At 51.7% G+C, this 14,588-nt stretch carries 6 protein-coding genes and 1 pseudogene; 4 read left to right on the top strand and 3 right to left on the bottom strand.

All coding sequences use genetic code 11. The features are described from left to right. The first annotated feature begins 211 nt into the window (after positions 1-211). A complete protein-coding gene (locus tag LG301_RS10215) occupies positions 212-622 on the top strand; it encodes a hypothetical protein (protein WP_404471053.1) in 411 nt (136 codons plus the stop codon). A 239-nt stretch (positions 623-861) separates the two neighbouring features. Here LG301_RS10215 and LG301_RS10220 read toward each other — a convergent pair. Then, positions 862-1,098: pseudogene (locus LG301_RS10220) on the bottom strand (IS3 family transposase); the annotation flags it as partial. A 116-nt stretch (positions 1,099-1,214) separates the two neighbouring features. Further along, the gene (locus tag LG301_RS10225; protein ID WP_404471054.1) at positions 1,215-3,113 is read right to left on the bottom strand and encodes a hypothetical protein; all 1,899 of its coding nucleotides are present in this window, start codon (positions 3,111-3,113) and stop codon (positions 1,215-1,217) included. A gap of 144 nt (positions 3,114-3,257) precedes the next feature. Between LG301_RS10225 and recC the strand changes: the two genes are divergently transcribed. Genes recC through recD form a run of 3 tightly spaced genes read left to right on the top strand, consistent with a single transcriptional unit; the run spans position 3,258 to position 12,747 of the window. Then, positions 3,258-6,935, top strand: a complete 3,678-nt coding sequence (gene recC / locus LG301_RS10230; protein ID WP_404471055.1) for an exodeoxyribonuclease V subunit gamma — start codon at positions 3,258-3,260, stop codon at positions 6,933-6,935. Continuing rightward, a complete protein-coding gene (recB, locus tag LG301_RS10235; protein WP_404471056.1) occupies positions 6,935-10,693 on the top strand; it encodes an exodeoxyribonuclease V subunit beta in 3,759 nt (1,252 codons plus the stop codon). The genes recC and recB overlap by 1 nt, the downstream gene beginning before the upstream one ends. After that, complete coding sequence (recD, locus tag LG301_RS10240; protein ID WP_404471058.1) at positions 10,690-12,747, top strand: exodeoxyribonuclease V subunit alpha; 2,058 nt, start codon at positions 10,690-10,692, stop codon at positions 12,745-12,747. Before recB ends, recD begins: the two co-directional genes overlap by 4 nt. Positions 12,748-13,159: 412 nt before the next feature. Here the strand turns inward: recD and LG301_RS10245 are convergent, their stop codons facing one another. Then, a complete protein-coding gene (locus tag LG301_RS10245) occupies positions 13,160-14,374 on the bottom strand; it encodes a hypothetical protein (RefSeq protein ID WP_404471059.1) in 1,215 nt (404 codons plus the stop codon). Positions 14,375-14,588: the final 214 nt, after the last annotated feature.

Consider the following 14,588-nt stretch of genomic DNA (forward strand, 5'->3'; position numbering starts at 1 on the left):
GGGAGGGTACCGGCGCTGGCCCTCCTGCTTCTACCGGGTGGCCCAAAGTGTTGCGTTTATTCTATGAATCCAGGACAAACAACTCCTATTCATTAAGTTCAGATAAAAAAACCATGGATTGCAACCTCTAACAGTAAGGATATAAGGTAGATTATATGATGTAAGCTAAAGATTAATAATATTTCATAAAATCTTCTGAGAGAGAAGTCTCATGCTTGTTAGTGAAGCCAACGAAAAACATCAGTTCTGCAACTCTTTAAACATCTATCTGATGGAGAGATTTGGCTATAAAAAATTATGCGCATCACCTTCTTCAGGCGTTAACATTACAGCAAGACGCCATAAATTTGATCTTTACATACGTGTATTTGAGATGGGAAATGTGTATTGGGGTGGCAAGGCAATAGTCATCAGTCGGATTGAATTTATTAAAAAACGCAAAGGAAATGGAAGCAACTTCCTTCAATTTATTATCGATTTTGCGCAAAAAAATCAATATGAAGTGATAGGAATTGAGCAAGCTACCACACCTGAAATCCACAGCTTTGCACAGAAACATAGATTCTCTAAAATAGAAAACAGCGACAATTACTCTTTAGCTGTTAAGCAACTTTCTAAGTAAATCCGCATACGTTATAGAGTCTAAAGGCGAAGATTATAACAAGGTAGATACATCATGCCTTGTCGCTTGCACTTCATTTCTTTGACACCTGACCAATAACTTATCGTAAATGACACCTACCAGCACGGTGCAAAAAGAGAGCCACATCGCAGGGCTCACGCCATCTTGCTTAGCCACAAAGGCCATACGATTAACCAGATTGAACCGCCCCGGTCAATCCGGAGACCGGTTTATTTGAGTCAGGCAGTTTCACCCGACTCCTCCAGTTGACGACAATACGTTCTTTCTCGTTCTGCTGGTGGAAGATTTCCGGTGGGTTCAAGCAAACAGCGATTGTTAAACCAGTCAACCCATCCCAGCGTGGCATACTCAACGGCATCTAGCCCTTTACATGAACTACGATGGTGAATAACCTCCGTTTTGAATAAGCCGATTATGGTCTCGGCCAGCGCATTGTTGTAGGAGTCGCCGGTGGTGCGGTAATCCCCCCATTTTTAGAGAGTTTCAAAAGTAGAGTTCAGGCCACCGTGGTTAACTTCTATTGCGGGATACACCTACGCAATGAGAAAGCTGAGCTGAATACAATCAAGGTTTAACAGTCAGTCAAAAACCCATCATCTACCATCCAGGCAGGCTCAGGAATAACAGCCGATTGCTCTATTTGCTTTACTAACGTGTGCGCGCCAGAGGCAGGCACTAGCGCTAGCTGCAGCAGCTGTTGTTTAGCCGCCGTAATGGTCTGACTGCTTGGAAACCCCGGCATACGCCACCGAAACCATTCATCGGGCTGACGAGATAACGTCATCAGCAGCGCCCGAGTAGGACCTGATTTGTAGGCGAGCTGATGGGCTAACAGCGCCGGTAGTGATGTCCAAGGAGCAAGATTAGCGATAGCATTTAATAGGGCCGTCGTTTGCAATGGCGTTACGTCTCGCGCACGTAGCAACCGTGGCAAATAGCGTGCAACGCCTGCCTGGCCATTCGGTAGTGACAATCGTGGCCACTCCCCCTGGCCATACAGCGCGACGAGTACGTCCGTCGCTAACTCCCCTAAGGCAGGTAAGCCTTGCTCCACGGTTGCCACACGCAAGAGGTGAACTAAACAGTCACGTTTTTGTGCTTCTTTTAATAGGGTTTTGCGATACGCCCGAGCATCAGGACTGTGAGGCATACACAACGCCCAAAGGTGTAAATCCGCACTAAAGCCTTCTTCAACACGATCCACAGGCAGCTGCCAGGCCCAACGCTTATCAGCACGTTGGTAGTCTTGGTGAGTTAACGATAGGCGTTTGCGCTTGCGTCCACTCAAGCGCTGCCAGCCACTTAAAGAGCGTCGGCACTGCCAGAGCGCGTTGAGCGCTATGCCTTGTTTGGACAAACGTAACAGCGTACTTAATGTGTAAAACACGCCATGAGGAGTGTGGCGCTGCGCAAGCACGTTTAATACACCTTCTAGTAATCCATGCTCCCCCGCCTCTATTCGAGTCAAGCACTGCGCCAGCGTCGACTCATCGATAAAAAAGCGTGCCTGGCTCAGCAGTGAATGGGGAACACTGCCGTAACAGTCTATGGGCACGCTATCGGGCAGCGATACGGTGGTTAAGGCGCGGCAATGATGTAACGCGACATGTTTAGCCCAGCTGAGCGTGAGGGTTGTTAAGTGTGGCGTATGCAGTTGCACATGATCCCAGGCGTCGGCGAAGGTTAGTGCTTTTACGGGCCCTCGTAACGTGAGGTGTTTGCGGGCTGCATGGCGTAAGGATGAGGGAGGCCGAGCGTCCGGCGTCTCACGTAATTGATTATGCGCTCCTTTTACGGTCGCTAAGGCTTTGATCCCTGCCACCTCATAGGAACCGTTAGATTGAATAGTCAGCGTTTTAAGAACGGATGCTTTCTCTATACTCACCTTAGCGGGGCCATCAATGACGCACTGTTCGATATGAGACGCATCGGGCAACATCCATGTGCCCTCGCCTGAGAGCCGTAAGCTTGCAGGCAAAAGACCTGGGTTGAGCACAACAGACAACTGATTGGGATTAGCCGTTAATTCACCGTCCCCACCCTTCTTCCCTGTCGAAGGGTATAGATCGTCACTCTGAGCATCATGGCCCATAAGACGCACGTTCTCGTAGGCCGCCTTGTGAGACACCAAACGTAGCGTCCCGGCTTGCCAATCTGCATCTAACTCAGTGACGTTTCCGTCAATTAATAACGAGCGTGGAACATCCATACAGAACAGATGGATAACGGCACCCTGGGAGAGCTCAGGCAAATAGATCATGCGCAAGTTAGGCAGTCGGTCTAGCTGTAAGTGCAGGTGTGTTTGCGCGCCACAGTCGCGAAAGTCCAACACTTCCAGCACCGGATCATCGTGGATATCCAAGGCACGCAGATGCATCTCTTTAACAACTAGCCAAGTACCTTGATGCGCGTTACCACATTCACCTACCAAAGCACCGCCACCATTATCGTCCAGCAATAATGTATCCATGCCCACTCCTCCTCGTTGCATAAGAAGCAGCATACGGCACAGGTGCGACGCTCCGTGTCGCATTAATCAGACATACTGATATTCTCATTACACTTAGTTTGGCGCTACACTGGCGTTTAAATCTTTCTTAACAAGGAAGTTCTTATGGTTGCCTACTCTGCCCCTAATGCCCATGAAAAACGGACCCAAGGCCTTATTGTCCTGCAGGGCAACCGCATGGAAGACCTGCGTGATGTCACGATGGCGTGGCTAGCCCACCGCCCGCTGCATCCGCTGGAGAAAACCACGTTTCTAGTACAAAGCAACGGCATTGCCCAATGGCTGAAGATTTCTATGGCCGAGACGCAAGGTGGAGCAGGCAGAGGCATCAGCCTTGGCGCAGATGTCATGCTACCAGCGCGCTTCCAGTGGCAGGCTTACCGCCAAGTGATTGACGCCGTTGCGGGTGACAACAGCGTGCCCAAAAGCTCGCCCTTTGATAAGGGTCAGCTACGTTGGCAGATCCTCACTCTATTGCCCGACGTGTTAAGGGATCCCCGCTTTGAGCCACTGGCTCGCTATCTTGAGGAGGATCCGGATACACGCAAGCGGTATCAGTTAGCCGAACGCATTGCCGATCTGTTCGATCAGTATCAGGTCTATCGCGCAGACTGGCTAACGACGTGGGAGCGAGGCAATGACATTCTCACGCAGGGGTTTTTAGATAGCGCAGCACGCCAACAGCCGTTAGACGATGAGCACTTATGGCAACCCACGCTATGGCGCTTACTGGGTGACACGATTGCTGAGCGCTTGGGAGAAGAGGCTCGCCATAGTCACCGCGGCGCGATACATCAGCGCTTTAAAACGGCGGCTAACGAACTCTATCAACGACCAGAAGGCCTCTCCCCCAGAATCGTGGTGTTTGGCATTTCATCCCTGCCCCTTCAGATGATAGAAGTGCTTGCCGCGCTTTCGCCGCTATCAGAAGTGATTTTATGTTTGCTCAATCCTTGCCAGCACTATTGGGGCGATATTATTGAGACGCGAGATGCACTGCGGCGCCATCATCGACAACGTCGTAAACAAGGCATGCCTGCCGATTTACATGCGACACCGGAAGCGTTGCATCTACATGCGCATCCGCTGCTGGCCGCCTGGGGAAAGCAGGGACGTGATTATCTACACCTGCTCAGCGAATACGACGCGACGGAACAGTATCAAGACGCCTTTACGGCGCTCCAACAGCCCGTTGACTGCTTTGTCGCACCGGATACGCGTTATTTATTGGGCCAGTTACAGGATGACCTTTTAGATTTACGGCCGGTGGCTGAAAGCCAGAGCCGCTGGCCAGCGTTGAGCGCCACGGATCGCTCAATCACCTTTACGGTCTGCCATGGGCCGCAGCGCGAGCTGGAAGTTCTCCACGACCAGCTGTTAGCGGCCTTTGGAGAGGATGCCACGCTACAGCCACGCGATATTATCGTCATGTTGCCGAACATCAACGACTATGCCCCTTACATTGAAGCCGTATTCGGCCAGTTTTCGCCCCATGAACGCCGCTACCTGCCCTATCATCTTGCCGACCAACAGCGCCGCCACCGCGAGCCTCTCTTAGTCGCGCTCGAAACGTTATTAACGCTACCACAGCGGCGCTTTCGCACCAGCGAAGTGTTGGAGCTCCTTGATATCCCACCATTACGGCATGCCTTTGGGCTTGAAGAGAGCGACCTACCCATCCTTCAGCGCTGGGTTCGTGACACCAATATCCGCTGGGGACTCAATGCTCAGCAACGCGCTTCACTCGATCTGCCCGAGCACGATGAGTTACATACGTGGCGCTTTGGCCTTGAGCGCATGCTCATGGGGTATGCCATTGGTGCCCCTGCTGAGGCCGGCGATGACTGGGAAGGCATTGTGCCGTTTGATGAAGTGGCCGGCCTGGATGCACGCATTGCCGGCTCGCTTTACCGGCTCATTTCCGCCCTTGAGGACTATCGAGAGCGCTTGGATACCTCACAGTCAGCGGACGACTGGTCAACAGTATTGAGCCAACTGATCGTTACCTTCTTGGCGCCTACTTCTCCACGCGAAGAACAGCTGTTAGGGCACGTGCAAACCACGTTAGACGCGTGGCAGCAAGAGATCCACGACGCTCAAATGGACTTGCCTATTAACTTGGCCGTGGTACGCGAGAGCTGGCTGTCGCGTATCGATGAACCTCAGCTGGCACAGAACTTTATCGTGGGGCGCATCACCTTTGCGACACTTATGCCAATGCGCGCGATCCCCTTCCGCCACGTGTATATGTTGGGTATGCAGGAAGGCGCCTACCCTCGTAAAAGCCAAGCACCCGACTTTGACCTAATGGCCATTCGCGGACACTACCGTCCGGGTGACCGCTCACGACGTGAGGACGATCGATATTTGTTCCTCGAAGCTTTGTTGTCAGCACGCGAGCGTCTAGTGATTAGTTGGTGTGGTTTTAGCGCACAAGACAACCAAGAACAGCCGCCTAGCGTACTAGTGGGGCAACTGCGTGATCATATTGCCGCTGGTTGGCGGTTAGCAGCACAGGAGACGCCAGCGCGTTTATCCGCCAATGAGCGCGAAAAACAGCGGCGTAGCCTGCTGGCCACCTTAACCGTAGAGCATCCCCTTCAGCCCTTTGGTCATGCGTATTTTGATAAAACCTCGCCACTGTTTACGTATGCCCGCGAGTGGCAAGGCGTCCGCTCAACAACTGCTGGGAGCACATTGTTGCAAGCCTCTGCCTCGCTACCGCTATGGCAACCAGAAAGCACGTTGCCGCTGAGTGCCCTGGCCAGCTTCATGCGCGACCCTGTGAACGCACTGTTTCAGCAGCGGCTAGCAACGTCCATGCGTGACGATCACACAACGAGTGAAGACGACGAACCGTTTGACTTTGATTCTCTTGAAAAGTGGCAACAGCGCGACGCCATATTGCAGTATCTAGGCCAGCGCCTCACCAGCGATCGAAACGCCGACATTGATCTTCTTTTTCAAGAAACAGTCGACACACGCCAGCGCGCAGGCCACTACCCGCCTTCACCGGTAGGCCCCATTGTGCAACACGCATTGTTAGAGCATTTGCCTGACACCCTCTCCGCCTACCAGACACTGCTGCGTCGCTATCCTGACGCTGCTCACCCGGTGGTCTCGGTGTCTCACGCTGTAGAGATCACACCTGACACGCTAGCGCCTTTTAACCACACTCAGCCAGTGCATATCACCCTGAACGATACGCTGGATAATGTGTTCTGTAGCGACACGGAAACAGCACGGATCGTATTACTTTCCAGCCATCTGCACCAAGGTAACAGCTGGCATTGGAGCCAGATCATGCGCCACTGGCCAGCACATCTAGCGCTACAGCTCACCCACCCAGAATCAACTACGCACCTGGTCTCACCCAGCGGTACCTTAGCCATACCCGGCTTTCCCAACACCAAGGCAGCAGAGTGGTTGGATAGGCTAATTCGTCAATGGTTTAGCGCCATGCAGGCGCCATTTCCCACGCACTCTTCACTGGCCTTTACGCTATTTGAATACGCACCTGATGGCGTTGACCCACTCGATATAGAGGCGTTATGCCAAAACGAAAAGCTAGTGGAGGAATGGGAAAAGACGTTCGACAAGCTGCTGCAGCGAAGTCCTATGACAGTGCGTGAGTTACCTACCCTAGAAGATTTTTTATCAAACGAGCAGTTTTTGACTACTTGCCAGGATGTTTACCGTGACCTCTACGACTGGGTAGCCGAGCTAACAGCCACTGAGCATCCAACCGCTGAGCAGCCAGATACTGAACAGGAGGCACGCTAATGACCACGCTACCTTCCACTGAGTCGCCTTCTACCCCATTAGCCCTGGGTCTTCCCCTACGCGGCAGCCAGCTTATTGAAGCTAGTGCTGGAACAGGCAAGACCTTTACGATTGCGCTCTTGTACGTGCGCTTGGTGCTCGGCCACGGACAGCCCGAGGATGACAGCCATTCGTCCACTAATGGCTTTATGATGCCGCTGGTGCCGCCGGACATCTTGGTCGTCACCTTTACAGAGGCCGCTAGCCAAGAGCTGAAAGACCGCATCCGTGCTCGCTTGGTGCAAGCCGCAGAGGCGTTTAGAGCAACAGAGGGTGACGATGGCTTGCATCAAAGCGATCCCCTGCTGGCGCAGCTGCGCGACGATTATCCTCACGATCATTGGCCGCTCTGCGCCCGCAGGTTAGAAGTGGCCGCCGAGTGGATGGATGACGCCGCTATTTCTACCATCCACAGCTGGGCACAGCGGATGCTCAAGGAGCATGCTTTCGATAGCGGGAAACTGTTTCACCAGGAGATAGTGAAAGACCTCACCTCCTTAACACAGGAAGCTGTATTTGATTATTGGCGGACACGCATTTACCCCATGGATGCTCCTGTGGCCGGAGTGATGATGGAGTTATTCGAATCGCCAATAGCGCTACATGGTGCCTTACGCACGTTATTGCAGCGTCATGATGTTCAACTCTGCTTTGCAGGCGCGCCCTTACCCAAAAAAGACCTGGAGGCACAGCTACGGGGGCTGCTTACCGCTCGTGAAGCGCTCAATGAGGCCGAAGATAAGGCACGGCATGCCTATTGCCAGGACGCAGAAGCGATACACCAAGCACTGCACCCCCTTCGTCCCAAACTCAATGGTAAAAGGTTTACGGGTAAGAATGACGATGCAACGTTTGCTAACTGGTTAGAAGAGCTGGACGCTTGGGGGCAGGAAAAGCGTTGCCTAACCGGGTGTAAGTTTGTCCCTAAACTCGCCACCAGCCAGCTGTTAGTGAATAAAGGCACCACGCTACCCACCTTTGAGGTTCATGATGCGTTAGAGGCATGGCATGAGCTATCTACCAGTCTTCACACTCAAGCCAAAGAACTGAAGCCGCTGGTACTGGCCGACGCACGCGAGTGGGTCTCCAACCGAGTAAACCAACAGCTCTCACAACGTGCTGAGATGGGGTTTGACGGTATGATCCAGGGCCTTGCTGATGCTCTTAGCGGCAAAGGCGGCGATGCACTCGCACACAGGCTACGCACGCAGTTTCCCGTGGCGATGATCGATGAGTTCCAAGATACCGACCCTGCGCAATACCGTATTTTTGATGCAATCTATCAGGTGCAAGAGAACTACCCTTCGTCGGCACTGATCCTGATTGGCGATCCCAAACAAGCCATTTACGGCTTTCGCGGTGGCGATATCTATACGTACTTAAAGGCGCGTGCTGCCACATCTCCACGTCATCACACCCTGGCAACGAACTTCCGTTCAAGCGCGAACGTAGTGGCCTCGGTAAATCAACTTTTTCGGCATGCCGAAAATGCGTTTACTCGAAAAGCCTTCAGGTTTGCCAACGAAACAACCCAAGAAAACCCCATGCCGTTTACACCGGCAGGCGCGAATGGCCGAAAAGAAGCGCTCGTGCTGAATAGCAAGCCGGCAGCGGCGCTAACAGCGTGGTGGGTGGGTGAAGATGACGAACCGGTGAATAAGAAGCGCTACCTTGCGCAGGCCGCTCGCCACTGCGCCAATCAAATCGCCAGCTGGCTTAACGACGCTGCCTCAAACGCCTCAGGTTTTGAAAACACTACCGGCCAAGTGTTTCGACCACTTCAGGCGAGCGACATTGCTATTTTGGTGCGCGACCGCACAGAGGCGGCCGCTATCCGTTCGGCATTGAGCGAACGTCAGTTAGCCAGCGTGTATCTATCTGACCGCGACAGCGTATTTGCTACCCCAGAAGCGAAAGATGGCTGGCGCTGGCTTAAGGCCATTGCTCATCCTGAAGCGGTCTCGACACTACGTGCAGCACTTGCCACCCCCACGCTGGGGATGAGCCTTGCTCAACTGGATGAACTGAACCATAACGAGCTCGCTTGGGAAGCAACGCAAGAACGTTTTGCTGAGTATCGCGCACGCTGGCATCGCCAGGGCGTACTGCCTGCCTTACGTCAGCTGATGCACGATTATCGTGTGCCGGAACAGCTGCTCGCTAAACCCCAAGGGGAGCGCTGCTTAACTAACTTGCTGCACCTTGCCGAATGGGCCCAACAGGCGAGTGACACCTTAGACGGTGACCAGGCGCTGATTCGCGTTCTCGGTGAACATATCCAAGACCCAAAACGCGATGAGCAAATCCTGCGCCTAGAAAGCGATGCCGACCTGATCCAGGTGGTGACCATTTTCAAATCCAAAGGGCTGGAGTACCCGATTGTCGCTCTGCCCTTTATCGCGACGTTTAAAGAAATTAGCGGGAAATGGGGCACGCCTCTTTTCCACGATGAAAGCGGCAACGCGTTTTTAGAGTTAGCCAATAGTAAAGATGAGGCGAAAGAGGGCTTTGAAGCGGCTAATGATGAGCGGCTTTCTGAAGATATGCGCCTGCTGTATGTCGCGCTTACCCGCGCGCGCCACGCGACGTTTATCGGGTTAGCCGCCCTGAAGCATGGTCGCAGCAAAAGAGCTCAAATCGATAAATCCGGTATTGGTTATCTGTTAGGTGGTGGGAAGGTATTACCCGACCTGGGGTCGATTAAAAGCGCGTGGCAGGTACACTCAGAAGCCTGCGCTCATATTACCTCCCATCCCGCCACGAGCGAGGAGGTTAGCTACCAAGTACAGGCGACCAACCCTGAGTTAAAGACCGCACGAACACCGAGCCACCAAGCGTTCACCCCATGGTGGATTGCCAGCTACTCGGCTCTGCAGCAAAAAGGTGTGAATGCCCCTGAAACGCCTCAGGCAGAAATTGAAACCGAAGAGCACCAGCCGATACGCACCGCCCTTATCCAAGGCACGCCTGAAGTGGGCTCGCTTCATGCGTTTCCTAAAGGCCCCAACCCCGGCACCTTTTTGCATGGCGTATTAGAAACACTGGCGAACGAAGGTTTTGATAACGCTAGTCGTGACCCAGAGCTTACTCAGCGTATGCTTCAGCGCTGCGCTCAACGAGGCTGGGAAGCGCATGTGCCTGCACTAAAAGCCGGTATCACGGCTTGGTTACATACCCCACTAGCAGCAGAAGACGAGGAAGGCCCGGTGTTGGCATCGCTCACCCATCACCGCGCTGAACCTGATTTTTGGTTTGCCACAGTAAATGCCAAGACCCCGGTACTCGATAAGCTGGTGAAGGAGACGCTATTTCCCGGAGAGTCACGTCCAGCACTGGGTTTTCAACAGCTCAACGGTTTGATGAAAGGTTTTATCGACCTACTCGCAGAACACAACGGCCAGTATTACGTGATTGATTGGAAGTCGAACTGGCTGGGGCCTTCTGATGCGGCTTACACCGAGGATGCACTTACTCGGGCAACATTGGATAAGCGCTACGACATGCAGCTGTGTATTTACTTGCTGGCACTGCATCGCCATCTGCGCCAAACCCTGCCCGACTACGACTATGACCACCATATTGGCGGTGCCATGCTGGTCTTTCTGCGGGGCATACAAGCTCATAGCCGGGGCGTTCTGCGTGTTAAGCCACCCCTTGCGTTTATCGAGCGCTTGGATGACCTGATGGCTGGAGAAAATCACAAGGAGGTGACGGTATGAATACCCTGCACTTATCGGATAACGAGACCTTACTGACCACGCTTTTCGAATGGGCGCGCGCGGGGTGGATTCGTGACCTGGACGCAGCGTTCGCTGACCAGCTAGCACGGCTTGCACCAGAGGCCGATGGCCCCTGCTTGCTAGCGGCGGCGATGGTCAGCCATTTAGCCGGGCAAGGGCATCTCTTACTTGATCTGACAACATTGACCACACAGCCCCGCTCGCTGATCGCTGTACAAGCTCAGGAGGCCATGCCCGAGCTGCCCACACCCGACACCCTCATTGCCCGTTATGCAGATACCGGCTGGGAAGAGGCATTACGGGCTTGGTCGGCGGTGGGCACCGGCACTAACGGCAATGAGCCTCTTGTACTAGTCGGCTCCACGCTCTATCTGCGCCGCTATTGGCAGCACGAGCAGCGCATCACCGCGGCAGTGAACGCGCGCCTTGAACACGTGACCGACTGGCCCAGCGATCAAGCCGCCGACCTGCTGAACCGTCTGTTTCCGCCTGATGCACCTCATGCGGACGATGTACGGTGGCAAAAAATGGCGTGTGCGATTGGCGCGCGCGCCCCCTTTGCGGTGATTACCGGAGGCCCTGGCACAGGAAAAACCACCACGGTCATTCGTCTGCTGGCGCTTCTGCAAGGGCTAACGCGTCTCGCTAACCAGCCTGCGCTGACAATTGCGCTGGCGGCACCGACGGGTAAGGCAGCCGCTCGGCTCAACGAATCGATTGCCCAACAGGTGGCTGCGCTGAACGATATTGAGCTCCCTTACGGCACACAGCAGTCCGTGCCCACGGAGGTCAAAACACTGCACCGCTTACTAGGTGCCCGCCCAGATACGCGCCACTATGCCTATCATGCTCACCGCCCGCTGCCTTATGACATGGTGGTGGTGGACGAAGCTTCTATGGTGGATATCGAAATGATGGCAGCGCTATTGGATGCGCTGCCCTCCCACGCTCGACTGGTGTTAATTGGCGATAAAGATCAGCTGGCTTCAGTCGAAGCCGGAGCCGTATTAGGCAGTTTGTGCCAACGCGCTGATGAGGGGCATTACAACGACCCTACCGCTCAATGGATCACCGCCACCACGGGTTACACGCTCGACACTTCCCTGGCCAACCCTTCTGGCCAAGCGCTGGATCAGGCGGTCGCCAAGCTGCGCCACAGCTTTCGCTTTGATAGCCAAAGTGGCATCGGGCACCTCGCCGACGCCATCAACGCAGGCAATGCCAAACAGGCGAACGCCGTACTGGCAGACGCCCGCTATCAAGACCTTGCCCACCTATCGCTTTCAGCAACCGCGCCCTACCACAAGCTAACGACAACAGCGGTCGCAGGACGAAAAAATAACCCTCACGCACGTGGTCTTAGCCACTACTTGCACTGTATTCAGCAAACAGACACCCGCCCTGGCCTCGACGACGACAAAGCCACGTGGGACGACTGGGCGGCCATTATTCTCAAAGCACACAGCACGTTTCAGTTATTAACACCGCTGCGCCAAGGGCCGTGGGGTGTGGAAACGCTCAATGAGCGTATTGAGCAGGCACTGATACGTGGAGGATGGATTGATGCCTCAGCGGCTGAAAGCCACTGGTATGAAGGCCGCCCAGTATTAGTCACCGGTAACGACTACGGCTTAAAGCTAATGAATGGGGATATCGGCATTACCCTGAACGCACCGCGTCACTTTAAAACCAGCACCAAAACTGTACCCAAAGAAGAGAACGGGTTAACGCTGCGTGTGGCGTTCCCCGATGGCCAAGGCGGTATTCGCTGGGTGCTGCCTAGCCGCTTGCAGCGCATTGAAACGGTTTACGCCATGACTGTTCACAAGTCGCAGGGCTCGGAGTTTAGCCATACCGCGCTGGTGATGCCGGATTCACTCTCGCCGATACTCACCCGAGAATTGATTTATACCGCCGTGACGCGGGCTAAGCATACGTTCACGCTACTCGACACCCACCGTGAGGTACTAACACGCGCGATTGAACGCCGCATTGAGCGCTACAGCCGCCTATTTGCCGTTTCAGACCAATAGTTCTCACAACGAACCCTTCCCACAACGCTTGAGTTGTCACTGGCTAACAAAAGGCATTCGTTTCTCCTGCGACATGGAACGTCGCACCTAAGGGTTACGCTACTGACATAAGCAGTAAAGGAGACGGCCATGCAGTGGGACACTATCTTAAATCTTCATCCCGAATCGGATGATGACGAGACGCACGACTAAGGAGGTTTGCCCGTGGCAAAATGAACGTAGGCTACATGCAATTAATACAGAACTTAGTAAAAATTTATTTTATAGCATTAATCAATTAAACATCACACACTAACTTTATATGTGGGAATACTTCAGATGCATAGTAAGGGCAGTGCCTAGCATAAAGCATAGGCACTGCATGTAATTTGCTTCGATCAAAAATACTGAAAATTAAAAATTCAACAGCAGTTTACTCATCAATTTTTTTTATGTTTTTATATTCTTCTCTAACCCAAGCTCTTGGATCAGCACCCCAAATATATTTAAACCCTTTAATTAAAATTGCCAAAAAAACAAGTGGTAGTATTAGCGTTTTGAAAGTAAAGGCTGCCATCAGGTTGAGCATATTAGGCACAATATTTTGCACTGTTTCTACAATACGTTCCCACTTAGCCATATCCCGAAACTCTGCAATTTTATCTCTGGCACCATTCGCCCAGCTTCCATCTATACTACCTCCCTGCAAAATTTCATTAGCATTTTCTATATCACCGCTCAGCTTTTCTTTTTGAGCTATTAAAGCTTCAATATTATCTTGCACTTCTCCAACGACTTTTTCTTTACTTTCCACCTCATTAATCAGCTCAGAATGAGCCTCATTACGAGAAATAAAATTTAGTCTTTCCACTGTTCCCATTCCGCTTTCTAGGTCAGCCAATTCTAAATTCTTAGCGTTATATTCTTGCAAAGCAATGTCTAAACTTGTTTGATAACTATCTAGCTGAACTTCTATGGCTTCGACCTCATTCTCAAACTCCATAATCATGGCCAATATACCTTGCCGTTCATCATCACTCAAACCACCATTGTTATTACCAGTGCTTTCTATCTGATCTGCTGCTGTCTCTAGAGCCTCCATGTTAGGGGAGATATTTTTATCAACAAAGGCTTGATCAACAGCCCCATTTAGTAAAATCACCATAACGACCAAGAACCTAATCATCGCAAAAAATGAAAATAGTCTAAAAAATAAAAATGAATAAGCAGCATCTTTGATATGGATTGAAATAATCAAAAAAACACCTAATACAGTCAACCCTAGCTTAAAGAATAAAGTTGATATAGACTCAATTATTATTTTCTGTATCACTAAAGACGATATCGCCACTTTCATTACAGAGCTGTATTGCTCCACCAAATCATTAATAGGATCTAAGGCCTGAAAAGGATTAACATTAAAACCAACTCCTAATGACACACCGATATTAACTGATGCTGCTAGTGAAACTGCTGCATTAAATAGCCTAGCGGTCGCAAAAGCAGCTAAAGCTTGAATAGTAGAAAGGTCAATATACCTCTTCGCCCACTCATCAATTACTCCTGACCAGGATATAATCAACACAAAAACAACAAAACCAATCAAAATAGATCGATTTCTCTTACTATGCTCTTGAATGTATTTCACATTAAATCTCGCACATCGTTATTTAAATCGAAATCTTAATCTTACTTTTTTAAAATCTCTCCACTTACTTCATAACCACCTCCTTAACAATTTTGACAAATAAAATAATAAAATTAAACTAAAAATAAATTAAAGCTAACCACTTAACAACAGATAAAATAAAAATTTACACTAAAGTATAAGCAGCACAATATTACCCACCCTTAAATCTTAA

Source organism: Vreelandella venusta, assembly GCF_044809155.1.
Taxonomy (GTDB): Bacteria; Pseudomonadota; Gammaproteobacteria; order Pseudomonadales; family Halomonadaceae; genus Vreelandella; species Vreelandella venusta_B.

Coding starts and splice junctions, on each gene's coding strand:
- LG301_RS10215 (WP_404471053.1), top strand. CDS start 212: ATGCTTGTTAGTGAAGCCAACGAAAAACATCAGTTCTGCAACTCTTTA.
- LG301_RS10225 (WP_404471054.1), bottom strand. CDS start 3,113: ATGGATACATTATTGCTGGACGATAATGGTGGCGGTGCTTTGGTAGGT.
- recC (WP_404471055.1), top strand. CDS start 3,258: ATGGTTGCCTACTCTGCCCCTAATGCCCATGAAAAACGGACCCAAGGC.
- recB (WP_404471056.1), top strand. CDS start 6,935: ATGACCACGCTACCTTCCACTGAGTCGCCTTCTACCCCATTAGCCCTG.
- recD (WP_404471058.1), top strand. CDS start 10,690: ATGAATACCCTGCACTTATCGGATAACGAGACCTTACTGACCACGCTT.